Source organism: Paenibacillus sp. M2 (assembly GCF_046713495.1).
Taxonomy (GTDB): domain Bacteria; phylum Bacillota; class Bacilli; order Paenibacillales; family Paenibacillaceae; genus Paenibacillus; species Paenibacillus amylolyticus_B.
Genome location: NZ_CP169648.1, coordinates 4,109,965 through 4,134,275, shown reverse-complemented (window position 1 = coordinate 4,134,275; position 24,311 = coordinate 4,109,965). Strand labels below are relative to the sequence as shown.

General features: G+C 40.6%; 22 protein-coding genes, 1 pseudogene and 1 riboswitch. Of the genes and pseudogenes, 19 read left to right on the top strand and 4 right to left on the bottom strand.

What is annotated here, in order from left to right:
- Positions 1–38 precede the first annotated feature (38 nt).
- Together ACETMN_RS18525 and ACETMN_RS18520 are read left to right on the top strand one after the other, a co-directional pair.
- Complete coding sequence (locus ACETMN_RS18525; RefSeq protein ID WP_411734876.1) at positions 39–458, top strand: holin family protein; 420 nt, start codon at positions 39–41, stop codon at positions 456–458.
- Between the two features lie 17 nt (positions 459–475).
- Complete coding sequence (locus tag ACETMN_RS18520; protein ID WP_411734875.1) at positions 476–1,162, top strand: N-acetylmuramoyl-L-alanine amidase; 687 nt, start codon at positions 476–478, stop codon at positions 1,160–1,162.
- Positions 1,163–1,418: 256 nt separating this feature from the next.
- On the opposite strand, the gene ACETMN_RS18515 is transcribed toward ACETMN_RS18520, so the two are convergent.
- From ACETMN_RS18515 to ACETMN_RS18505, 3 genes are all read right to left on the bottom strand, one after another.
- Positions 1,419–2,375 (bottom strand): hypothetical protein, encoded by a 957-nt coding sequence (locus tag ACETMN_RS18515; protein ID WP_411734874.1) that lies wholly within the window; start codon positions 2,373–2,375, stop codon positions 1,419–1,421.
- A 332-nt stretch (positions 2,376–2,707) separates the two neighbouring features.
- The gene (locus tag ACETMN_RS18510; RefSeq protein WP_411734873.1) at positions 2,708–3,610 is read right to left on the bottom strand and encodes a hypothetical protein; all 903 of its coding nucleotides are present in this window, start codon (positions 3,608–3,610) and stop codon (positions 2,708–2,710) included.
- 590 nt (positions 3,611–4,200) lie between these two features.
- Entirely contained in the window at positions 4,201–4,782 is a 582-nt protein-coding gene (locus ACETMN_RS18505; RefSeq protein WP_411734872.1) for an Ltp family lipoprotein, read from the bottom strand.
- Between the two features lie 99 nt (positions 4,783–4,881).
- On the opposite strand from ACETMN_RS18505, the gene ACETMN_RS18500 reads away from it, so the two are divergent.
- From ACETMN_RS18500 to ACETMN_RS18420, 17 genes and pseudogenes are all read left to right on the top strand, one after another.
- Positions 4,882–5,355 (top strand): hypothetical protein, encoded by a 474-nt coding sequence (locus ACETMN_RS18500; RefSeq protein WP_411734871.1) that lies wholly within the window; start codon positions 4,882–4,884, stop codon positions 5,353–5,355.
- 294 nt (positions 5,356–5,649) lie between these two features.
- On the top strand, positions 5,650–6,303 hold the full coding sequence (locus tag ACETMN_RS18495) for a stalk domain-containing protein (protein WP_411734870.1): 654 nt from the start codon (positions 5,650–5,652) through the stop codon (positions 6,301–6,303).
- 914 nt (positions 6,304–7,217) lie between these two features.
- Positions 7,218–9,788 carry a lipase/acyltransferase domain-containing protein gene (locus tag ACETMN_RS18490; protein WP_411734869.1) on the top strand — a complete coding sequence of 857 codons (2,571 nt, stop codon included), beginning with the start codon at positions 7,218–7,220 and terminating at the stop codon, positions 9,786–9,788.
- Between the two features lie 22 nt (positions 9,789–9,810).
- Entirely contained in the window at positions 9,811–10,395 is a 585-nt protein-coding gene (locus ACETMN_RS18485) for a hypothetical protein (protein WP_411734868.1), read from the top strand.
- Between the two features lie 519 nt (positions 10,396–10,914).
- Positions 10,915–12,120: pseudogene (locus ACETMN_RS18480) on the top strand (ATPase, T2SS/T4P/T4SS family); the annotation flags it as partial.
- A complete protein-coding gene (locus tag ACETMN_RS18475; RefSeq protein WP_411734867.1) occupies positions 12,110–14,176 on the top strand; it encodes a hypothetical protein in 2,067 nt (688 codons plus the stop codon). The pseudogene ACETMN_RS18480 and the gene ACETMN_RS18475, both read left to right, overlap by 11 nt.
- A 62-nt stretch (positions 14,177–14,238) precedes the next feature.
- The gene (locus ACETMN_RS18470; RefSeq protein ID WP_053780893.1) at positions 14,239–14,724 is read left to right on the top strand and encodes a hypothetical protein; all 486 of its coding nucleotides are present in this window, start codon (positions 14,239–14,241) and stop codon (positions 14,722–14,724) included.
- 16 nt (positions 14,725–14,740) lie between these two features.
- Positions 14,741–15,139 (top strand): hypothetical protein, encoded by a 399-nt coding sequence (locus tag ACETMN_RS18465; RefSeq protein WP_411734866.1) that lies wholly within the window; start codon positions 14,741–14,743, stop codon positions 15,137–15,139.
- Complete coding sequence (locus tag ACETMN_RS18460) at positions 15,136–15,687, top strand: hypothetical protein (RefSeq protein ID WP_411734865.1); 552 nt, start codon at positions 15,136–15,138, stop codon at positions 15,685–15,687. Before ACETMN_RS18465 ends, ACETMN_RS18460 begins: the two co-directional genes overlap by 4 nt.
- The gene (locus tag ACETMN_RS18455; RefSeq protein WP_411734864.1) at positions 15,674–16,657 is read left to right on the top strand and encodes a hypothetical protein; all 984 of its coding nucleotides are present in this window, start codon (positions 15,674–15,676) and stop codon (positions 16,655–16,657) included. Before ACETMN_RS18460 ends, ACETMN_RS18455 begins: the two co-directional genes overlap by 14 nt.
- Before the next feature lie 138 nt (positions 16,658–16,795).
- Positions 16,796–18,346, top strand: coding sequence for an ABC-F family ATP-binding cassette domain-containing protein (locus ACETMN_RS18450; RefSeq protein ID WP_036613631.1), 1,551 nt, complete (start codon positions 16,796–16,798; stop codon positions 18,344–18,346).
- A gap of 75 nt (positions 18,347–18,421) precedes the next feature.
- Positions 18,422–18,531: riboswitch (TPP riboswitch) on the top strand.
- A 192-nt stretch (positions 18,532–18,723) separates the two neighbouring features.
- A complete protein-coding gene (locus ACETMN_RS18445) occupies positions 18,724–19,419 on the top strand; it encodes a thiamine phosphate synthase (RefSeq protein WP_411734863.1) in 696 nt (231 codons plus the stop codon).
- 17 nt (positions 19,420–19,436) lie between these two features.
- Positions 19,437–20,609, top strand: a complete 1,173-nt coding sequence (gene thiO / locus ACETMN_RS18440) for a glycine oxidase ThiO (protein ID WP_411734862.1) — start codon at positions 19,437–19,439, stop codon at positions 20,607–20,609.
- A complete protein-coding gene (thiS, locus tag ACETMN_RS18435) occupies positions 20,606–20,809 on the top strand; it encodes a sulfur carrier protein ThiS (protein ID WP_091020730.1) in 204 nt (67 codons plus the stop codon). The genes thiO and thiS overlap by 4 nt, the downstream gene beginning before the upstream one ends.
- Positions 20,810–20,811: 2 nt before the next feature.
- Positions 20,812–21,579, top strand: coding sequence for a thiazole synthase (locus ACETMN_RS18430; protein WP_105599172.1), 768 nt, complete (start codon positions 20,812–20,814; stop codon positions 21,577–21,579).
- Positions 21,576–22,631, top strand: coding sequence for a ThiF family adenylyltransferase (locus ACETMN_RS18425; RefSeq protein WP_091020731.1), 1,056 nt, complete (start codon positions 21,576–21,578; stop codon positions 22,629–22,631). The genes ACETMN_RS18430 and ACETMN_RS18425 overlap by 4 nt, the downstream gene beginning before the upstream one ends.
- 119 nt (positions 22,632–22,750) lie before the next feature.
- Positions 22,751–23,455: a winged helix-turn-helix domain-containing protein gene (locus tag ACETMN_RS18420; RefSeq protein ID WP_411734861.1), complete on the top strand. Its 705-nt coding sequence runs from the start codon at positions 22,751–22,753 to the stop codon at positions 23,453–23,455.
- Positions 23,456–23,565: 110 nt separating this feature from the next.
- Here the strand turns inward: ACETMN_RS18420 and ACETMN_RS18415 are convergent, their stop codons facing one another.
- A complete protein-coding gene (locus ACETMN_RS18415) occupies positions 23,566–24,066 on the bottom strand; it encodes a C40 family peptidase (RefSeq protein WP_091029367.1) in 501 nt (166 codons plus the stop codon).
- Positions 24,067–24,311 lie beyond the last annotated feature (245 nt).

The window sequence follows — 24,311 nt, the reverse complement described above, 5'->3', positions numbered from 1 at the left end:
TTTGCCTTCTGGAGTTTTCAGGGGGCTATTTACTTTAAATGATGGGGGATATGATTTTGGAGAACGTGGGGAAATGGGTTTTGGCCTTAGGGAGCTGGTTAGTGTCTTATTTATTTGGGGGTTGGTCTGGAGTGTTAGGAGTATTGCTGTTCTTCGTTATTTTGGATTATTTGACGGGTGTGGTGGCTGCCGGATCTATTGGAGGATTAAAAAGCAAAATTGGCCTTATCGGGATTGCCCGAAAGGTCTTTATTTTTGCGATGGTGGCTGTCGGTCACTTGGTGGATGGCATCCTTGGTGATGGCCACTTATTCAGGGATACGGTGGCGTTCTTCTACATTGCCAATGAGCTACTTTCAATCACTGAAAATGGTGGGAAAATGGGTGCGCCTATTCCGTCTGTGATCAAGCAAGCAATCGAAGTGTTGAAGGGTAAAGGTGGTAACGACAATAATTAAGGAGATGACAAAATAGCATGAGCATTAAATATCGTAAGGACCACATACCGAAAGGGACAGCGAATAACCGCCGTCCTGGGATTGCTATGCAGGCTACGACCATTACCATACATAACACAGGTAATCAGTCAAGTAGCGCAGCTAATGAGCGTGGGTGGCTCACAAACCCAACAAATAATAGGCAAGCTAGTTTTCACATAGCGATAGACGAACGTGAAGCGGTAGAATGTATACCTCTAAATGAGAACGCCTGGCATGCAGGAGATGGAAGTGTCGTATCTTCCGGCAATCGAACATCAATTGGAATCGAAATATGTGAATCAGGGAACTACGCTCAGACTTTGGAGAACGCTGTGGATCTGGTTGCGAAGATGTTGAAGGAGCGAGGATGGGGTGTAGATAGGCTGAAGCGTCACTATGATTGGTCCCGTAAAATTTGCCCGCGTTTAATGTATGATGGCGGCAGTTGGACAGGATGGGATCTATTTAAGGCTGCTGTTATTGCGAAGCTTGATCTGACCTATAATAATAAGGAGGATGAAGCTATGGAGAAGGCGAATGTTATTGTAAATGGGAAGAAGATCAAAGATGGCGTCTTGATTAACGGTGAAACATTTGTTCCTCTACGTGCAGTGGGGGAGTCCATTGGGGCTAAGATCAGTTGGAATAATCAGATAAAAACAGCTACTTTAGATACACAATAATAGAAAGATGGCCGCCATGTGAATAGAATTTTAACAGGCGGCCATCTAATAATTGTATTCGGTGTATCATTTAAATGAATATTAAGTATAATATTTACAGAGGTGATTATAATGAAAAGTCTTCATAAATTCTTTGATAATGGAATGAAGAAACTCAATAAAGAGTCTTCTGCGTTTGATAAGAAATTCAATTCTGTTGAGAAGCGAATTGAACAAGGAGCTAAGTCGATGGAGGACTGGTCTCAAAAAAAACGAATCATTCGAAATAAATAGCGATCGGAGAAATAATAAAGTCCCCTCTTTTGACAATGCCCATTTCCCCAATAAAACCATCAACTATAGTCGATATACCTTCCATCATTTCAGCAGTATTACCACTGTCCATTGTATTCGGAGCTAGTGTTGTATACACTCTGGTGAACTTTCCTAAAACGGTTAATTCAATCTCGCTATTCGATCCATATTTAAAGGTTAAGGCGCTTGACGTTTCTCTTAGATTTTCATTTTTGATTGGCATGATGTAGGAGCCAATTCTGATGAAAGTGTCGCTTGGGAATAGGCTGGATGTATAACTAATCATATGCCCAATACCTTGTAACATTTTTTCTTGTGACTCCTTATCTTTTTGTGCTTCCTTTCTTATAGCTGAGATCATGCTCTTTTTCTTTGAATCTTGAATTGCCAGTGCTTCAATCCCAACGATTTTTTCATCAATCTCACTTTCTGTGAAAATTTTAAACAATTGACTTGTATACTCAGGATTTAAAATGTTTTTCATGAAGTCTAGACTTACTATAGAGAATTCACCTTTAATTTTTACATATGTACCGACATTGTCAGCTGTGTCATGTATCATCCCGTTATCTTCAAGATAACTTTCAAATTCCGTTAATGCATTGTCATGTAATTGTTTTGATATTATCTCTTTGCCAGCATCTAGTTGCGTGATAGCAAGTGCTTCTCCAGTAGTCTTTCTATTTGTTAAGCGATAGCGCCCCTTTGCTGAAGGAGTTTTGAATAAACCTGCCAAATCAATTTCACCACTGGATACTTCTGTATCCCCTTGATGTTGTTGCATTCGTTTAATCTCGTCGGTTTTTGTTCTGGATTCAGATTCTTGAAGTTCGGTGTTGGTTGATATGGGCAATCCCTCGTTACTCTGAGCTAAGAATGAATGTAAAAATCCGGTATCTAAATAAATCAACTCTTTCATATGAACACTCCTTGTATGTTGTTAAATGCATTATCCACTTTACTCTATTTAGTTCTAAATTTCACCATGTATATTATGAATTTACATAATGTGAAAAGTTGAAAATAAGAATATCTGTTGTAATATGCTTAGAGTAGAGGATTTAAGTAGAAGGATAATTGTGGTAATATAAGCTCAAATCCGAAAGCATCGGTAAAAAAGTCCCTTACTGGCATTACGCTGGTAGGGACTTTTTTTATCCGTCTAAAGGAGATGGAGTAATTTAATTAGCTCACTCTGTTACAGAAGTGAATTTTTGATTTGCTAAAACTGGATTAATAATTCACAGAGTTTTATTCAACTACTTCGCCTTCATACAACTTCCAGTTTAATTGCATTTCTTTATCACCGCGAGAATCAAGCGATGCTTTTAACTTCACTTTATCACCCTTTTTTAAGCCGTCTTTCATTGTATTATCTTTCAATTCAACAATGAATGTATATGGCATCATGTCTTTCTTTTCCGTACTTATGGTTGACCAATCTTCCGCGGTATAATTTTCGCCACCATACACAACAAGGCTGTCTCCGATTATTTCTGAGTCTGCAATGGTTCCAGACCAAGTTACAAATTTATTCACCATAAAGGTATCCCAAGTTGATGATTTTTGGTCTTTTTGTAACGCAAAATATGCTTCAACCGTTGGTAAGAAATCAGCATCACTTTCTATTAATTCAGCGACTTTCTTTTGTTCGTCAGAAGCATAGAGAGTTTCTACCGTTAAGGTTTTACCTGATTCTAATATTTTAACGAAATTTTCAGCATTATCTTGTCCTTTTTTTATCAAGATATAGATATTCTTAACTGCATATGAATTCAAATTCGGATTATGGTATTTTGCTGTATTTTCATCTTTTTCAAATTCCATAATGTCCGCTTCATCAGTTCTTAAAGCTTTCACTAAGCCTTCAGATCCCTCAAATTTATCTGTTACATCTTTAGCTTCACTTGAAATCAAGCCGGACTCTTTCAGCCAAGTATAAGCATTATCTGCTGTAATAATTTGTGAATCTGTCTCAGAATCAGTTGATTTATTTTCAACAGTAGCTTTTATTTCGGTTTCTTCTTTGATGACTGTCGCAGTTACAGGGGCGTTCGTTTCATCTGTTTCTCCGTTTTGGTTACCAAAGATACCACCAACCACAATAACAACAATAAGCCAAAACCACCATTTTTTATAAATAGGCTTTTTCAATCTTCTTCCTCCTGATATAGTAATAATTTACAACACACATAGTCTATCAGACCTAGGTTTATTATTCTATAAAAATATTTGGATGTGGAATGTGAATACATATCGAGTATTACAAGTAGGTGTAGAATTTCTTGTCGCAGCATTATCCCCGGTTCGTGTATCTGTCTGGCTTGTCCTGCCTGATCGTTAACAAATTATGGACTATCGAGGTGTAGTAGAAGCATAAAGCTGTGTATCAGTAAAGTTAGCAGGAAAAAGATAACTTTCCAAATATGTTTGAAGTTAGGGCACAAAAAAAGAGCAGGAGGGATAACCTCACTGCACTTTTTGTTTTATTTCGTATATTTTAGATTATCAACTCAATAGAACTTACTTGAACAACGTTCTTATAACCTTAAAAATATCGAATGTCTTCTTGTTGGACACTTTGTTATACGCTGCCCGTTTCGGAATACGTAACCATCCATATCCACGGGGCATTTTCAATCCGGCACGATGTACGATCTGTCGTTTAATACTGGTTCTAACGGCTATCCGTTTGTTAGGCTGTCTTCCGGAATCCAAACTTCATTCAACGCGCCGCCGATCTGTTATTTTAAATTAGCTACTGCGTATTTGGCTTCTTCCTTTGTGAACTTCTCACCGTAGTCAGATGTTAGTTGATCGTAAATGGCGGAATCAGACATACTCATTGATTCAGCATAGGTTTGTGCTTTTTTTAATGCATTCTCTTTCCAATCAAAATCAATGGTATCAATAGCGTACTTGGCGGCTTCCTTCGGAAAGTTCTCGCCATATTCAGATGTTAACTGATCGTAAATACCGGCTTTAGACATGTTCATAACTTCTGCGTAGGTTATTGCTTTTTCTAGTGCAGCTTTATGTTCTCTGGGTACACTGTTTGCCTCGGCTTCTTTTTTAGCCAACTCTTCAGCCTTAGCTTCATCTTTTGCTTTTTGTTCGTCAGTAGCTTTTTTCTTGGCTTCAGCTTGCTCTTTGTCCTCAGTCGTTTCTTCTGTAGATGTTTCTTCTTTCTGCGATTGCTGGGTGATTGCTGGGGCGGCAGGTTCATTGGCTTGAGTCTCTTTCTCACCGAGATTACCAATCACTCCGATAACAACTACGATAGCGATCCAGAACCACCATTTCTTATAAATTGGTTTTTTGTCCAAGGTATTTCCTCCTATGTATTAGATTGAAATAGTCTATCAGATATAGGTAAAATTTGCTATAATATTTTAAAGACTGAGTATTTAGTAGGAGGGATACATTTGGAGAATTTTCTTTTAAGGGCAGGAATAGCACTTATCATAGCAATAGTCGTACAATTTATAAGTTTGGGTGTTTTTGCAAGTAGTATACTAGGTAATCTGCCCATTTTAGGTAATCTCCTTATGATATTTGATATAGGGGCTCTAATTTACTTTTATAATGATGGTATAGATAACAATAATTTCATTGTTTTCCTAGGTCGTCTGGGAAGCCTGATTGGAACAATATATACATTAGAAAAGTTGAGCAAAATTGATTTCTTTGTAATGAAATTAGAATTTGAAAGGTCGAAATTTTATAAATGGTGTTTAATTATAATTGGTGTTTTTATAAATTTCGGATATATGTTTGTGATTACACAAATTTACATACCCATCTTCGAATTGCTTCATAGATCATTAGAAGAAACAGAGTTAATGTTTAAGCAATTAGAAAATTTGCTAGATGAACAAATCAGCGAGTTACCGAAATGATTAAAGAATAGTGGGTAATCTCTGACATTGGGACCCATTCAATACCATCCTGATGCTTGCACTTCACTCTTTTTTTGTCGGATGACATTTCAATCTTTCCTATGTACTTAGAATTATCCTCAAAAACTAAACAAACAGAATATTCTTTTCGCTCCGCAATAAGTAGGTCTTTAATCATTTTCATCCTCCGTTTGTAGGTGTATTTATCCATTAATTATAATACTTATTTACTATATAGGGAAGTTTTGAGATAATGTTGAGTGAAAAACTAAAATAGTACTAAGGAGGAATAAAATGAGATTTAAGAAAACGGGATTACTATTATTGGCATTTTTGATGGTGGGAGGAACAGGGACATTCGCTGCATCAAAGAGTAAGACAGTTCAGGCAACAGTAAGCAATTTCAAATACGTTTTAAATGGTAGTAATTGGGCGCCGCAATCGAAAACACAACCGGTAGTTATCAATGGACAAACGTACATACCAGTAAATCTAGCAAAAGAAGCAACGAAGACGAACATAACTGTCGACGCCAAATCAGGCAAAATGAGTTTCGGTGAGAAACTTGCTAAAACTCCTTTTGATAAAGAAAGAATTTACTATTTTTCAACATATGCTGGCCTTTCTAGAGATTCGAAATATACGGAGAATAAACACAAAGAAGTCGTTACAATTAAGAATTTAGGTCACATCGTGTTATATCCTAATAGTAAATATCAGACTTTGGTTCTTGATCTTAAATTAGCAGATGGATCTGGACAAATATTATTAAAAGATGAAGATACGGGTGAGCATATCAAATCGTTATTTCTAGAAGAAGGTAAGCAAGAAAGTGTAGAAATAAATGCAACAAGTATTAGTAATAAAGGAGTTAGACTTTATATGGAGGCAGACGACTTTAGTAAAGGGACAGTACTAGTTGTACAGCCAACTTCGCATTATAAGTAATAAAGTAAAGAATCCTGGAGTGTAGTCAGGATTCTTTTTTAGTAGGAGAGTACAAGTTATCTGTATTGAAGAAATCATTAATGTAAGTACTTAAAAGGTCCCCTGGTCTTTATAGCGGAGCGCTCGGAATTCTGAGTCTTTTGTCGTGATTATATAGAATTGAGATCTGCTACATGGTATATTTATCCTGAACTAAATTTATGGGAGGACACAGTTAAATAGTTGAAAGAAAATTGCTTTTTTTGAGCTGTTTCAGGGCTATTTATGCTGGAGTAGTCGTTAGGTAAACAAATAGTGACATCTTTGAGAGTGTTGAAGCAAAGGTTTCATGGTACAACCTTTTGCCAAAGAAACATCAAATTAGGTGATAAAGATGTTAAATGGCTAACGACCGAAGAAATGTTACACTCGTCTCGCTTACATATTTTCTCCAAATGTAAAAAGATGTTGATCCGTACGAAGTATTTCAAACCAAGCTAAAAGTCTGTCGGAGGTATTTTAGGCAGTCGGAATTACATGCATAAAAAAATTATGTAGCTGCATTTGATAAATCCACTGCTAAAAGAAACGATAGCAAAAAATAGAATACCGCAGTATGTCAGGCATGACGCAAACAACAACATTGATACAGAAAAAGGAGACTGCTAAAGCTAACGTTATAAAACTTGACAAGAGACCAAAGTTTCTTACAAGAAATGCGCTGTGAAAAGAGGAGTCGGGAAACCCCCGATCACGAAGGAGTATGGTTGGAAGTGGGAAGCTTGATTGCGATGGTAACGGGGGCGGGGAATGTAAAACAAGTTTAAATCTGGTGATTATCCTTTCCACGAATATTACTGAAATTAAGCGAAACAGATAAATAATAAAAGATGAGGTGCGAAAGATTGAAAAATATAATCTTAATTCCTGGAATTATGGGTACACGACTGAGAAAGAATAGACAAACTGTATGGCCAGTTGCTTCTATAAATAATAATTATCCGGATATCAAGTATAGCGAGGGAAATAAATTTCTTGAACCATATGAGTGCTTTAAACTCTACTATAATGGTATTCAAGATTCTTTACGAGAACAAGGAGCATTTAATGTAATCCCCTTTCCGTACGACTGGAGGAAGAGTAATTTAGACCAACTAGCCCTTCTTAAAGCTAAGGTTGATGATATTGATAATGATATATATATAGTGGCCCATAGTATGGGCGGAGTTATAGCAAAACTTTTCTTGAATTATTATGATGACGACGAACAGGTAAGAGACAAGGTTAAAAAACTTATCACACTAGGCAGCCCGTGGCATGGTGCCCCTTATGCATATAAAGCTATAAAATATGGGGTAAATATTCCTGAATTTTTTCCTCTCCTAATGAATAGATTTACATCAAAGGAAGTCGCACCTACATTTCCAAGCTTGTATCAATTATTACCTAGTGAAAAGTATATGTTCCTATGTAGACAATATGAAAAGAAAACCTTCTTAGAAAAAGATGATGATTTGATATCTGATTGGTATGATGTGACAAAAGATTGTTATTCACCGTTCTTAACATCTAACTTTGGTGATGATGCTTATACCAAAATCTTGGGGGAATTTTATGAATTATTAGATAAACCTCTCAATATAGAACATCATGAAGTAATTGGTTATGGAAAAAAAACAATTTCAACTATAAAAGAGGCAACATACCTAATTGAACCAGAACTAAGTTTTGATAACGGTGACCAAACTGTACCTGTTATTAGTGCAATGTCAGAAACAGAGCACAAATATTTCATACAGGAAAGTCATAATGGATTACCTAAAAATAAAAATGTATATAAACTTGTGAATAATATATTAATTGGAGAAGATGATCCAGTTAAGGACTTATCTGTATTTTCACTTGATTATGAAGAAATAAAGGATAAATCCTTCTCTGGCAGCGCTATTAAGATTGCTTGTCCAGTGGTTGTGTCATTAATTGATGAAGATGGGAATATCATTTATGGAAATATCGAAATACTAGATGTCAGCGATTTTGAAGAAATACTAAATACTCCATATGAAGTGACTACAATTGAGAATACAACGTATATTTTTGTGCCAGAAACTGAACTAGAAGAAGAGACCACCTCAAGAAAAATTATTATTGAGGCTTATGATAGTGGCCCTACTTCAATCTCAGTTGAAAAGTATCGAAAAGGAAAAGTCTCAAAAATAAGTGCTTTTGAGACTTTTAATATTGATACTACAATTAATGCTGAAATTAATTTAGTTAAGAACCTTGAGGACACCAATTTAATAATTAGAGAAGAAAACAAAAAAGAAGTTATCGTTAAATCAAGTATAATTGATCTGGAAAATAAGAATACAGAAGTGATTTTACCGCAAACTAATGTTTTTATCACATCTGATGATCAGATTTTTCTAGAAAATGGAGCGGTGTTGGTTTCTGATAATGTTAGTTTAAGTTTAAGTGATTTTATCAAAGGTAGTTATAATGTGGCGGGATCATATTATTCGTTGAACAACGGGGAGTATACACTCTTGCTAAAAGACAAGGTTGTGCCTCTTGAACTGCAAGAGGGGAAAAATATAATAAAATACTTTTCAAGAGATGTTTTGGGGCACTCTGAACAAGAACACATCTTGATAATATATAAAATCAATTCTTCTCACCCCAATATAACCTTTAAATTTCACCCATACATGTATGAAATTAATGTTTCCGATAATAACTATATATTATTGGAAGAGATCGGTTTGGAAAAACCGAAAATTAGTGTCCAATTTAGTTATAAGAATGAGAATTCTGACAATGAAGTATACAAAGCGGTCAATAATTTTACTATTATGTATCGTGATTTTATTCGTAGTGTTACAATTGAAACTTATAACATATTTGGAAAAAAAGAAATAAATAAATTTGCTGTCGACGAACTCTCAATAAAGCTACTCATTGAGGGGACGGCTGAAGAACAGAATTTTTATGATATTTTAAATTATCTTAAACTTTTTCCCTATGACCGAATAATTATGCAAAAACAAAAAGGCAAAGGTGCTTATAAAACAATAACTAAAGAACATTTACAGAACGCTAAGCATATCAAAGTAGAACGTCGCAATATTAGTCTAGAGATATTTAAAGGTATGGATTATTTGGTGTTTTTCCAAGATTTCACTCAAGACCTGCTAATAAAATCACAAGATATTTATCCGATAAAGTTTAAAGTGTTAGATATTAAAACTAAGAAGGAAGTTAGAACACAAGCTTTTTCTGCTACTGTTCAGACTACGTATGATGATGAAAAATTCACTTCTGAAGAAATAAATTTTGAATTTAATGAGCACTTTGATTACTATGAAGGTTTTTTTAATGTGAAAGAATTGAGATCATTTTTAAGTGATTTTTGGAATTCAGACAGTCTACAAGAGGTTGATTTAGTTATACAACAAAAGGGTAATGTAACAAAAGAAGTTATAACAGAAGTGATTACTGTCAGATAACCCTTAGAAAGGGGGCGAATAAATGGATTTGTATGCGGTATATTCTTTATTTAGTCTCACTTCTGTAGTGATTCTCTATTATCTGTTATATTTTATAGCTAAAGATTCCATGTTCTCTGAGTTTCTGTTTTTCAGCTACAGATTTTTATTTGCCCCTAGTCTTCTGACCATTAGTAACTATCTTGCTGTTAAACATTTGAACTTAAATGTCCTTTTGAATTTAGTATCATTTCTGTTTTTTATTCCTTCGATTCTTATTCACTTTAAGGGATCTAATGAAGAAAGGTTAACTGACAAGAAAATTGATTCTTTATACAGTGTGGCTAAAATGATAATTGATGATTTTTTTGAAAAGGAAGAATTTAGACATAAGCCAAACTTGATTGTAAAGAAAGGTAGCAATAGTTCTTTAGATATACTTGTTCAAATGGAGGAAAGGACTAAATGGTTAGAGGAGAAAAGGATCCAACTTCAAAAAGAAATTCAAGAAAAATATGGAATAGGTAAAGTGTATTTGATTTTTGACTATAAGTATGTGCCAAAAAAAAAATATAATTCGCTGATCCGAGGAGTTGGAGATCCAAATTGTTCTTATGCGAAGATATAATAGATGAAAATGGAAATAGAAATTAAGACATTGGTCATAACCAATACTATTTGCTCACATAGGATCTAAATCACGAGAAATATAAAAAGTTTATTTGGTAACAAAGAGAAAATTATTATGAATTACCACTATAGCGCACAAAAGATTATGTACCAACAATTCAAAAGTTATATACGTCACGTTTTCTTCTGTAAAACTTCGCACCACCGAAAGCCAAATCTCCGGGCGAACAACGGCACATCACCTCCAGTACTACTTCATATGGTTGCCCAATTTAGGTTTTAAGGGTGTGTTGTGAGGATCAAGGAAATAGAAAACTAAAAGAGTGCTCCATCAGTATTTGCTGATGGAGCTTGTTCTGTTATGAACAGACATTTGGGCATTTGCTGTACATAAAAACTCACAAAAAACTCACGATTTTTACGAAAGAGTATGAATTTGAGCGAATTAAAAGGTTAATCAAGACACGATAGATTCGTGATTTTGATGTTGTATGAAACCACACGCTTGCTAAAGAAATATCAACATTATAAAGGATTCTCGGTTGTTGATGAGATAAGGGACCAACGTATTGACGGCGTTAGTGGTGGTGTTAGCGGTATGCTTGATGCTGTTCATAATATGGGACTTCGAAAACCGGCATCATGGAATGATTTGCTGGATCAGGGACTGAAGGATGATGCACATGAAGAACCGCTTAGCGGCATGGAAAGTGTCTGGATTTTCTATAAAGGTAAGTCCATTCATCTATCCTTTCTGTCCTTCGGCAGTATTCGTGAACTGAAAAGGGTATGCCAGAATATATACAAATACAATTATCCCGGACAGTTGTCGGAAGCAAGTGGCTACAAGGTGAACGAGATGAAAGACGGCTCCCGTGTAGTAGTTGTTAGACCTCCTTTTGCAGAATCGTGGGCGTTCTTCGTCCGGAAGTTCGATATTCCGAATGCTTCACTTGAACAATTGATTACGGGTAACAACGCAGATCTGCCAATCACATTACTTCAATTCCTGATGAAAGGAAGCCGGATCACAGCTGTAACCGGGGCCCAAGGTTCTGGTAAAACGACGTTGCTTATGGCTATGGTCAAACACATCTATGCATCGTACACCCTTCGGGTGCAGGAGATGGCGTTTGAACTTCAATTAAGACGGATCTATAGCCGACGTAATATTTTGAGTTTCCGAGAGACTGAACACATTTCAGGTCAACAAGGGCTTGATTTGCAGAAAAAAACGGATGGTACCGTCAATATTCTCGGTGAGGTTGCGAGTGATGAGGTAGCCGCATGGATGATTCAAATGTCTCAAGTTGCCAGTCTGTTCACCCTGTTTACCCACCATGCCAAAACGTTTCGTGATCTGGTCTTCTCCCTCCGTAATTCCTTGCTCAAGACAGGTATGTTCCAGCACGAGCATATTGCTGAGGAGCAGGTTGTGAGTGTAATCAACTTCGATGTTCATATGAAGAAAGATGCTGAGGGACGAAGATATATCGAACGAATTACGGAGTGTCTTCCTCGTGCGAATCAAGGTGATAGCGTGGAAGAGAGGGAAGGTTTTACATTTCATAATGTTGTGGAGTACAGAGATGGAGAGTATGTTGCAACAGCTCCAATCTCCTCTGGAAGCATGGTGGATATGCGAGAACAGATGACATTACAGGATGCCGAGAAGTTTGAACAGTTTATGAAGCAACACTGGGGTGATCAGCATGACAATTAAATGGATTTTGCTCCTCGTATTAAGTATTTGTGCAGGAGGTTTGCTGATCACACTTCTGGTTTTAAGTATGTTACGTCATAGAGGAGGTGGTTCAACAAGTCAATCCGGCGTGATTTTTGCTCCTAGCGGGAAGGGATTTAAGGGACTGGGATCAATCTTGTTGCAGTCCTACCGTCTTGGAATGAAAGTGCCACTGCTATCAGCTTATATTCTAAAGGTGCAGAAACGTATTTCATTCCGCCATGTTGGGGATGAGCCTTCACTTCGCAGGCTGACGATGACAGTGGTTCTGATTATTCTTGGAGGTTATGGAGGCATAAGTGTCATTCTGTTTCTTCTGCAGCCGGGTATCGCTTTTGTAATACTTTCCGTACTCTGTGCTGTGGTACTAAACAGCCTGGTATTGGATATGTGCCTCAGTCGTATGGAAAAAAGGTTGCTGGTGCAGATGTTGGATCTCTTTGCAGATGTAAGGCATCGGTATCACCAGCATGGCATGGTTGAGGAAGCGCTCTATGAAGCCGCTGAAGCAGGTACGGGAGAAGCAGCAGAACAAGTAAGACTGATCTACGAAGCTCTAACTTCTCCAGATCCGAATGAAGCACTTGAGCGTTATTATGAAGTGGCTCCCAACCGTTTTCTCAAAGGATTCGCCGGCGTTTCCTATATGGTCATGGAGTTTGGGGATAAGGACAGAGCACAAGGCTCTATTTATCTTAAAGGACTGGGTAACCTGACTCAGGAGATTCATCTGGAGATTTTGCGGCGTGATAAATTGGATTACCTGCTCAAAGGACTTAATATCATCGCGCTCGCTCCGGTATTATTCACCGCTCCGATCGAACGCTGGGCCAGAGTCAGTTTTCCAACGATGGATGAATTTTATCGCAGCAAAATTGGTTTTATTACCAAAATATCAATCTATGTCATCATCATCCTTGCTTATTTGCTTCTGCAAAGGCTCCAGCAATACGATGAGACACCTTACCGGTCAGGGCATAAGCATTCATGGTTGGATCAGTTTCTGTACAGGCAGACCTTCATACGGAAATTGGCGATGTTGTTTGCAACGAAACCTGGCAGTGCACAGTACAGTCAAACGATACGGCTCATGAGGGAGAGCAGCTCAGAGTTGAAATACGAATGGCTTGCCATTCGACGAGTGATGTTATTCGCAGGTTGTTTGGTCCTTACAATGGGTGGCATCTTGCTGTTACACCAGGTTGAACGTAACCACATCTTGTATGATCCAATCCGCGATGATCGAATGTTTGGTGCAATGGCTGAAGCAGATCTCAGGAAAGCTGAGGAAAAAACAGCGTTGGATCAATCCGTGTTGGCAAGTGTAGAAATGAACCGAGGAGCTACATACGAAGAAGTCTCCAACGCGTTACAGCAGTTATCTCCCATTCAGTTGGATCATGACACCCAGGCTGAGACGATCGCGCGCATTATGCAGAAACTTGAGGTGTATAACAAACAATATGTACGCTGGTGGGAAATGATTATAGCCATTCTTATGGGTGTAGCAGGGTACTACATGCCTGTATGGCTCATGTTATTTCAGCGGAAAATGCGAAAGTTGGATATGCGACATGAAATCTATCAATTCCAGACAGTGATATCCATTTTGCGTGAGATGGACCGAATGTCAGTCGAGGAGATATTGGAATGGCTTAATCGATTTTCCGTCATTTTCAAGCGTCCGCTGCAAAAATGTTTGTTGCATTTTGAACATGGTCCAGAGCTTGCACTTGAACAATTAAAGGAAGAGGCGGGCTTGCCCGAGTTCCAGCGACTGGTTGATAAATTGCAGCTTGCCCTTGGCAAAATCTCAATACGTGAAGCCTTCGATGATCTTGAGAGCATGATGGCATTCTATTTTGAACAACGAAAGCAAGAGTACAGCAAGATGATTGATGTCAAAGCATCATGGGGGAGAACCATCGGATTTACTCCTATGTATGCCCTAATCTTTTTGTATCTGGTCATTCCATTGGTCGGTATGAGCTTCTTGCAAATGAACATTTATTATGAACAAATTCAGAAACTGTAGCACAATTCATCTGTGTGACAGTCTTAAATAATTTAATAACTTATAACTTGGGAGGATTTAACATGAACAATGCATCAAGCGCTTTAAAGGTGGCGGCAGGAATATTCTTGACAATCGCTTTGATCACAATTGTAGTTCTGTTGTTTATTTCGGCTCAGGAAGCAACCAAGACGGCCCAAAACAATTTTGCTGATATCCAAACCGAGTTGTCTCAGGCTGCATTTACCGTGTATGACGGAACAACCATCAGTGGATCACAGGTAACGAATGCGCTGCGTAAATATGCGGACAAGGATCAGTTCGGTATTCAAGTCATTACAGGTAAAAATAAAGGGGGTCAATGGTACGGCAATCAATTGAACATTTCACAGGATCTAAATAATGCAGACTACGGCTCGGTTATTGCTCCTGACGATAAAGTGGGGATTATTAACCAGACCATGAGTGAAAAGGACAATCAATATGTCAATCCAAGTGGTAAATTCAAAGCCATTATCGTAAAAGACCGATCCAACGTGGTAAGAGGGCTGATCTTCCAGCAATCCTGACAGGAGTTGGTTTAACATGTCCCGGAATACACAGCATCTCATGTTGTTTTGTACGGCGGTTGTCCTGTTTGTGACAGCCTGCCTGTACGGGCAACAGAATGTTAAGATTTTATCAGCGGCCTTGAACGACAGAGTACAGACAACCGCAGGCATGGAAGGTCGGATGGCAACAACACTGCATACCACCAATCCGTATCAGTATAGTGGTGCGGAAGTGTTGCATACTGTGAGACAGATGACAGGCACTAGCATTCCTGTGGAGGTAGATGGGACATCGTATGTGATCGATCCACTTGTCAGCAAAACAGCGACTATTCCTGTCCAGCTTGATGCTACCTACAGACCGGAGTTTATACGAAATGAAACTGGAGAACTGCTCAAGATTGTTTTTTTGAAGGAGGCCAGTATGAATTGATTAATGCCGCATCCAAGCTGCTTGCCGTATTGCTCGCAGTCCTTCTGCTCTATGTGTATCCAGCTGCTGAAACAGCCGATCGGCAGGATGATATAACACGTATGACGGCTGTTCAGAATGTAACACGTTTTGTTGATGCTGTCCGCACGAAAGGATATATCTCACCTCGAATGTTGACTGAGTTTGAGGAGCAACTGGCACAGACGGGCAATCTGTATGAGGTGTCGATGGAACATTTACATAAAAAATATGTACCTCATTATACGGACCCGATGGACAATAACAGTTTTAACGGGACCTATGAGGTAGTGCAGGATGGATATTATGCAGCTCAGATTCGAGAAAGACTATTCCCATCCTCAGGGGTGATACCGGTTGATGATCCTGGCCGAAGATATACGATGACGACAGGGGATTTTTTCACCGTGACGCTCCAGAATACAAATCGTACACCTTCCATGCTCATTCGTGAATGGTTGAGTGGCACGGCTCAGGCTTCAGCAGTATTTGTAACATACGGAGGTATGGTCCTCAATGAAGATTACTGAGCTATCCATTGTATTTGTGCTGATCTTCTTCCCGCTCTTCTGGATCATCTCACTCCATACCCAAGATGCCGAAGAGGCTCAATATCTTGGCCAACGATACAGATCTGCACTTCAAACTGCAGTCATGGATGCAGGTGCAGTCATGCATCAGAATGAGAAACAAAATGATGAAGCAGGTTATGATTCAACCAAGTTTGTTAAAGCGGACAAGGAGCTTGCCTTGTTGACATTTACGCAGACGATGGCTTTGAATATGGGGATTCAGGATGATCCCGCAGCTATTCGAAACATGTTTAATTACATTCCTGCCGTGGTTATTCTGGATTATGATGGATATTATATGTTGTCCACAGAAACAGAGATGACGGGTCACCGTGAAGATTCTTTCAGGCAAGTGTGGAGTCCCAAGAAACCTTATACATATTCAGATTCTGATGGTAACAGTATTAACTTTACACTGGACGACTACGTATATGCTTTTGACGCAAGCGCAGGGAAATGGATTGAGGGATTCCAAAAAGAACTGGCTTCAACCACACAGATTCCTTTACTTCAGAATACCAGCGTATTTGAGCAAGTTAGACAAAGCCGGATTGTGACTACTGTTCAGGATGATCTGGCTGATGTGATTAACCGCCATAATGAGTTTGCCAGAAAGAACGGTATTTCCTATACGTTTACGATGCCCCTGATTGCGCAGCAAGATTGGTACAACTCCATTAACGATACAGGCATTATGGCCTTTGTCCAAGGTATAGGTGTGGGTGACCAGAAGATCAACAATTACGCAATTGGTGGAGGCAGACTTGTGAAGAAAACCGCCATCGTAGGTGGGGTAGATCCTTTAACGGGTATCAAGTACTACTATCCCTCCACATGTGGTAATGGTTACCGTGCTGAAGAGGTGTTTACAGACGCAAGACAAGCAGCTACACAGGGCTATTTCGAATATAAATGCTCTAATCGTTAGGGTAGCCTGCATGACATAATCATGTAAGAGGTTCCTGAACTGTTTACATTACTTTCAGAAAAGACGGGACCTGTGCTAGAATAGGGTTTCGGAACAATAACAAAAGTAATGTCTAATAGATAGGAGCAACCTCATCTTATGAGTTTATTGTCAGTAGAGAACGTAAGTCACAATTTTGGAGATCGCACGTTATTTAAAAATGTATCGTTTCGTTTACTTGCCGGAGAGCGCGTAGGACTTGTTGGTGCCAATGGTGTGGGTAAATCAACATTAATGAACATCCTTACCGGTAAATTGCTTAAAGATAGTGGAAAAGTGGAATGGACACCTAAGGTCCGTTATGGATATCTGGATCAGCACACGAAGCTTACGCCAGGCAAAACCATTCGTGACGTCCTTAAGGATGCATTCCTTCCGTTGCTTGAATTGGAAAAAGAAATGATGAATATTACGGACCAGATGGCAGATGCAGATCCAGATAAGCTGGAGCAGTTGCTAGAAGAGATGGGCGATATTCAGGAACAACTGGAACAGGGCGACTTTTATCTGATTGACGTAAAAGTGGAAGAGATGGCCAATGGTCTTGGTTTGTCCGCAATTGGTCTTGATCGAGATGTCGCAGCTCTAAGTGGTGGACAACGTACCAAGGTGCTTCTTGCCAAGCTTTTGCTCGAGAAACCTACAGCGCTTTTGCTGGATGAGCCGACCAACTATCTGGATGTAGAACACATTGAATGGTTGTCACGTTACCTGAAGGACTACCCGCACGCGTTCCTCTTAATCTCCCATGACACGGAATTCATGAATGAAGTCGTAAATGTCATTTATCATTTGGAATTTGCCAAATTAACGAGATATGCAGCGAACTATAACAAGTTCCTCGAGATGGCTGATATGAATAAAGCCCAGCATATTGATGCATACGAGAAACAGCAAGAGTACATCAAGAAACAGGAAGATTTCATTCAGCGTAACAAGGCACGTGCTTCAACTTCAGGTCGAGCGAAGAGCCGGGAGAAACAGCTGGACAGAATTGAACGTATTGATCGTCCGGATGAAGCAGCTAAACCAACGTTCAAATTCAAGGATGCCCGCGCGAGCAGCAAAACGGTCTTTGAGGGCATTGATTTTGAAATTGGATATACGTATCCTTTGCTGCCCAAAATGACGATGACAATTGAACGTGGTGAGAAAATTGCCATCGTAGGTTGTAATGGTGTGGGTAAATCGACACTGCTGAAAACAATTCTGGGTAAAATATCTCCACTCAGTGGAAAGACCTTTTTGGGAGATTATCTCGAAACGGCCTATTTTGAGCAGGAAGTTCGTGCTGGAAATATCACGCCTATCGAGGACGTCTGGAATGAGTTTTCACATTTGACCCAGAATGAGGTCCGGGGTCATCTCGCTCGCTGTGGGTTGAAAAATGAGCACATTACCCGTCCGCTTAACATGCTGAGTGGTGGAGAACAAGCCAAGGTTCGTTTATGCAAACTTTTGATGCGTGAAAGCAACTGGATTTTATTCGATGAGCCGACAAACCATCTCGATGTCACAGCCAAAGCGGAGTTGCAGCGTGCTTTGCAAGAATTCAAGGGAACGGTGTTACTTGTATCTCATGAACCTGATTTCTACGAGGGTTGGGTTACCAAAACATGGAATGTCGAAGAATGGTCTGAGAAAAACTAGAAGATTCAAGACCATGTTTAACAGAAATGACGGTGACAAAAAAATCCGTCTATGGTAACATAGGCTACAACTTCATATGAACACTAGGGGGGCCGCACGATGCGGCTGAGATGGAAGAATGCGATTCCGGACCCTTTGCACCTGATCTGGATCATACCAGCGTAGGGAAGTGGCGAGCGCGTTTCAGTGAATGACGTGAGCAACGGCAATTCGAAAGGATTTCAACCGTCTGCTTAACGAATTGAAACATGCAGTTGCGTGTATAACGTTAAGGCTATAAGGTCTATAGCTTTATTACACGAAATGAACTGTATGCTTCAGTCAGTCATCTGGTCCTATAATTAACACGCAGCCACTCCCCTACGGGAGTGGCTTTTTTGTGTTTTCATAGCATTCACGCCTGGAAGGAGATGAACAGTACGGTAATTTCTCATGAACGTGTACACGGATCATTTGAACTGCATGTTGTATCTACGGGTGTAGGGAATCAAGCATCTTTTGTAAAAGCTGCAAAGGACATTTGGCCATGGGTGGACTACATCCATATACGAGAGAAACAACTCTCATGGCAACAAAAGATCGGTTGGGCTGAAAGTCTGCGTGGTGTTGGCGTTCCATCTTGTCGCATCGTTATCAATGGTTCAGAACTGCCACCACAGAATGACATCTATGGCGGTGTACATTGGGGGCAAGAGGCTATACGTAACTACAACCCTGCTGTTATAAGCAATGTCCAGCGAATTCGTCTGGGTGTATCTGTTCATTCAATCGATGAGGCAAAAATCGCTGAAGAACGGGGAGCCGATTACCTTTTCTTCGGGCATGTCTACTCAACCAACAGTAAGCCTGATCTTGAACCAAGAGGATTATATGCTCTGGCTGAAGTGTGCTCTGGTGTCTCCATTCCTGTCATGGGGATTGGGGGAATCAAACCGGGAAACATTCACGCTATTCGCTCTGCAGGCGCACAGGGAGTTGCTGTGATCTCGAATGTATGGGCGAGCGTTTCCCCGGATCGGGCGGCTGCATTATTAAGGCAGGGTATCGTTGCTACAGAAGGTCTGAGCCGCTGAATCAAGGAGATGAGAGGATGAAAAAGATCATTACTGATAGACCGGATAAGATTCATGCAGAAACGATTATTGTAGGCGGAGGCGTTGTTGGATGTGCCATCGCATATGAGCTTGCTTCCCGTGGACAGGATGTGCTGTTGCTGGAGAGTTCGGCGATTGCAGGAGGCACTTCTTGCGCGGCGGCTGGAATGCTGGCGGCAGATAGTGAGGATTTTGCTCATCCTTTGATGGCTAAGCTCGCCAGGCAGAGTAGACAGTTACTTATCGAACAACAGGTGCTAATGGCTACACTCAGTGAGGTAGAGACTGGCCTGCAACGCCAGGGATTCCTAACTCCTTTTCGTTCATACGGTGAATTAAGTAGTTATAAGAACAATCGGAAGTCTGCGTTGTCTGCTTCTACTGATGAGGTATGGTGGGATCGTTCCGTTGTGCAACAGGAGGCATCATGGCTCAACAGAGATACGTATGGAGCCTATTACAGACCTTACGAGAGTGAAATTCTTCCAGTCCATCTAACGAAGGCATACGCCGAATCCGCTCAAGCATTGGGAGCACGGGTTATGGAGGACATACAGGATATACGTGTGCAAGCAAACGAACACGGCGTGCAGGGGATCACCACATCGATCGGTGAGATGAAATGCAAACATGTCATTATAGCGGCTGGATTACAGAGTGAAGAGTTGATGAGACATGTAAATCTGAGCTTGCCTGTGTGGTCGGTGAAAGGTGAAATAGCCGCCGTTCAGTTCTCAGATGAACATGCAGGGTACAGACCTGACAGAACGGTGTATGCAGAGGATATCTATATTGTTCCCAAAGCCAATGGCGAAGTTTGGCTTGGGGCAACCAGTCTGCCAGGCAGAACGGATTTGAACGTTTCTGTACAGGGTGTTCAAAAGCTGCTAACAGCGGCTACCCACTGGGTGCCTGGGATGAAGGAAGCACAATTTATACGAGCGTGGGCAGGCGTAAGACCGGCAACTCCAGATGGATTGCCTTATATAGGTGCTTGCAAGAGTATACCCGGGCTGTTCGCCGCCTTTGGGCATTACCGCAACGGTATCTTGCTTAGTGCGATAACAGGCAGGCTTATCGCTGAGTTGCTCGCTGGCAAAATCTCAGAAGAACTCGGAATTGAGGCGCTGAGTCCGGAGCGATTGAACAGAAAGGGAGTGGTGCAGTGAATATCATCGTTAATGGTCAACGGATGGAGATTGAAGACAGATTGAATCGTGTGGATAAACTGCTTAAATCTTTTGATCTGCAAGTCAAGACTGTAGTTGTAGAGCTGAACAAGCATATTTTAACCCGTGAGTATCATGAAACGACGGCATTAAGAGAAGGCGATCGAATTGAGATTGTACATTTTGTAGGAGGCGGTTGATGATGTTGAACATTGGTAAATATACGTTTGAGTCCAGATTGTTGCTCGGAACAGGCAAGTTTTCGGATCTGGAAGTGCAAAGTCAGGCTGTGGAAGCATCTGAAACGGAAGTTTTGACTTTTGCTGTTCGTCGTCTGAATTTGGAGGAACGTAATCAGAAGCATTTCCTGGATACGTTGGATCTGGACAAATACACACTTCTTCCGAATACGGCAGGGGCTTCCACTGCGGAAGAGGCGGTGCGGATTGCCGAGCTTGCGCGGGCTTCAGGACTTTGTGATATGATAAAAGTTGAAGTCATCGGAGATGGAATGACGTTACTCCCAGATCCAATTGAAACGTACAAGGCTTGCGAAATTTTGCTTGAAAATGGCTTCACGGTATTGCCTTATATTTCAGATGATGTCATTCTGGCCAAAAGGCTACAATTGCTTGGCGTACATGCTGTAATGCCTGGCGCTTCTCCCATCGGAGCTGGCAGAGGCATTATCAATCCCTATAACCTTGAGATCATCATTGAGCAGGCCGTTGTGCCTGTGATTGTGGATGCAGGGTTGCGCTCCCCAAAAGATGCTGCTTATGCGATGGAACTTGGTGCAGATGGCGTATTGTTAAATACAGCCGTATCCGGATCAGGGGATCCAGTGAGCATGGCTAAAGCGATGCGATTGGGGGTAGAAGCGGGTAGACTGGCATATGAGGCAGGCATGATTCCAGTAAAGCGTTATGCAGCAGCCAGTAGTCCGGTGGAAGGAATGGTTCATACATGACAGATCAATTAACATCCTCATCCTCAGAACAGGCCGATCGTTATTCCAGACAGGAACGGTACGCGCCACTTGGCAAGGAAGGCCAGGCCAGATTAAAGGGCAGCAGAGTTTTAATTGTAGGCGCTGGCGCACTCGGAACAGGAATTGCAGAAACGTTAGTTCGTTCAGGAGTCGGACACTTAACGATTGTGGATCGTGATTATGTGGAGTGGAGTAACCTGCAGCGGCAGCAATTATATGTAGAGCAGGACGCGCTTGAGCGGATACCGAAGGCAATGGCGGCGGAAAAACGTTTATCTGCCATTAATTCCACGGTTCATGTGGAAGGGAAAGTTTTGGACGTCAGAGTAGATGAATTGGAAGAACTCGTTCAGCATACCGACTTGATCATGGATGCAACGGATAACTTTGATACCCGACTACTCATTAACGACATGGCACAGAAGCACCGTGTTCCCTGGATTTATGGTGGATGCGTAGGTAGTTACGGTATTACCTATACATTTATGCCTGGAGATACGCCATGTTTAAATTGTTTGCTGGGTGAAGTCCCTCTGGGTGGAGATACCTGTGATACGTCTGGCATCATACCTCAAGCCGTACAGATGGTAACGGCGAATCAGACCGCAGAGGCGATGAAGTTACTTAGCGGCAATGCAAATGCATTGAGACGTAAGTTATTGTCATTTGACGTGTGGAGGAACGAATACATATCCATTAATGTGGATGGTGCGAAAAAGCAAGACTGTCCTTCCTGCGGCACTTCAGCAACGTATCCATATCTTTCTGCGTCCAATCTGGAGAAAACCGATGTGTTGTGTGGCAGGGACACCGTTCAGATCCGACCTGCACGGCGTATGAATCTGGATCTTCAACATACAGCGGATCGTCTGAACAGGCTTCAAGAAGGAAAAGTGGAATCCAATCCGTTTCTGGTTTCTTTTACAACAGGAGTCCATAGAATGGTCATTTTCCAAGATGGACGTGTCCTCGTACACGGAACAAAAGACACAGCTGAAGCACGTACGCTCGTCCATCGTTACTTTGGTTAAAGCAAGAAAGAAGCAAAGTCTGTTCCCTTGAGGGAATGGACTTTTTCATTTTACGGCATGCTATCTGTACCAACCATTGCTGCGAGCAGTGGGGATAGAGACAGGCCGGGTGAAAAAGAGTGAAAACAGCCATTTTGCTGATTGGGGCAGGAGAGCGGGTCAGCCTTATTCAGGATGTTTTATGTAGCGAAGGGTATGAATTGCAACGAATGGAGTGGTCTGAATTAAACCAATCCGTCGAGCCTTCGTTGCTGCATATTAACCTGATCATCCTGGTAGACCGGGAAGAGGGGAAGGAACATTGTGGCCATGATCAGAAATTAGAGTTAAAACGATGGATTGATAAAGGTAAAGTTATACCTCTACTGGTTATTACTTCAAATGCATCTCCTCAGTTCATCGTGGAATGGCTGGATTATGGAGCTAATGACGTGATGGAGGAACCTATCCACATGACCGTAATGCTTGCCAGAATACGAAATTTATTGCGTGTTTTTGCGAATGCAACACCAGAGGGCGAAGAAGTAATTGTAGTTCATGATCTTAGAGTGAATTTGCGTTCAAGAAGGGTAAGTCGTGCGGGGGAATACCTGACATTAACGCCAAAAGAGTACGAATTGCTGGAATTTCTGGCCCTGCATGTGAATGAAGCATGTACCCGGAGTGATATTTTGCGGGAAGTATGGGGATATGAGTATGCGATGGATACCAACGTTGTGGATGTGTATATCAAACATCTGAGGGTTAAGGTGGATAAGGGAAGAAGTGTGAAACTGATTCATACTGTGCGTGGGATCGGTTATATGTTGCATGATAAAAATTAGATTACGCAGTTAGTTCCATGAATCACCAGTTTAAAGTGTGGCAAAAAGAGGGTAAAAATAAAAGACCGGATAATAAACCCCGGTCCTTACTCATTAGTTATGATGTGAATCTAAAGTACACGACGAGCTTTAACATACGTTCTCTTCCAAGTACCAGAGTCCAGATCAGAGAGGGTTACGCCTGGAGATCCGTACGTATGCAGAATCTTGCCATTTCCCGCATAAACGCCTACATGAGTAACATTGGAACCGGTAGAACGGCTACCACTGGAGAAGAATACCAGATCTCCGACACGCAGATTAGCTTTAGACACAGCTTTACCTTCTTTGGATTGTTTCACGGAAGTGCGCGGCAAATCTACACCATACTTTTTGAAAATATATTTCATAAAAGAAGAGCAGTCAAAAACTTTGGTTGTTGATGTTGAAGCACCAAATTTATATGGAGTTCCAGTAAATTGTTTACCATAGTTAACAATCTGTTGACCTGTGGATACAGAAGCAGTTGCTGCCTGTGCAACAGGTGCGTTAGTCATTAATACAGCTCCAAAACCTAGTGTAGCGCACAACCCGACGGTTACGGCCTTTTGGACAAAGATGTTTGTTTTCATGTTAGTTAGTACCTCCAAAATTCGTTTTCGTTAAGTTGCTAGAGCGAGTATAACAGCTTTGTAACAGCCTAGAAATTGGATAGGGGAGTGTAATCCCTTGCGCCACAATGGTTTGGGTATGTTTATTAAAATATGATTAAAAATGTCAAAAAATTAATCATTGACGGATGAAGAATAATGATGAAACAACAAAGACCCTTGAATATCAAGGGTCTTTGTTATGTGTGAACCTATTTTCTTCATTG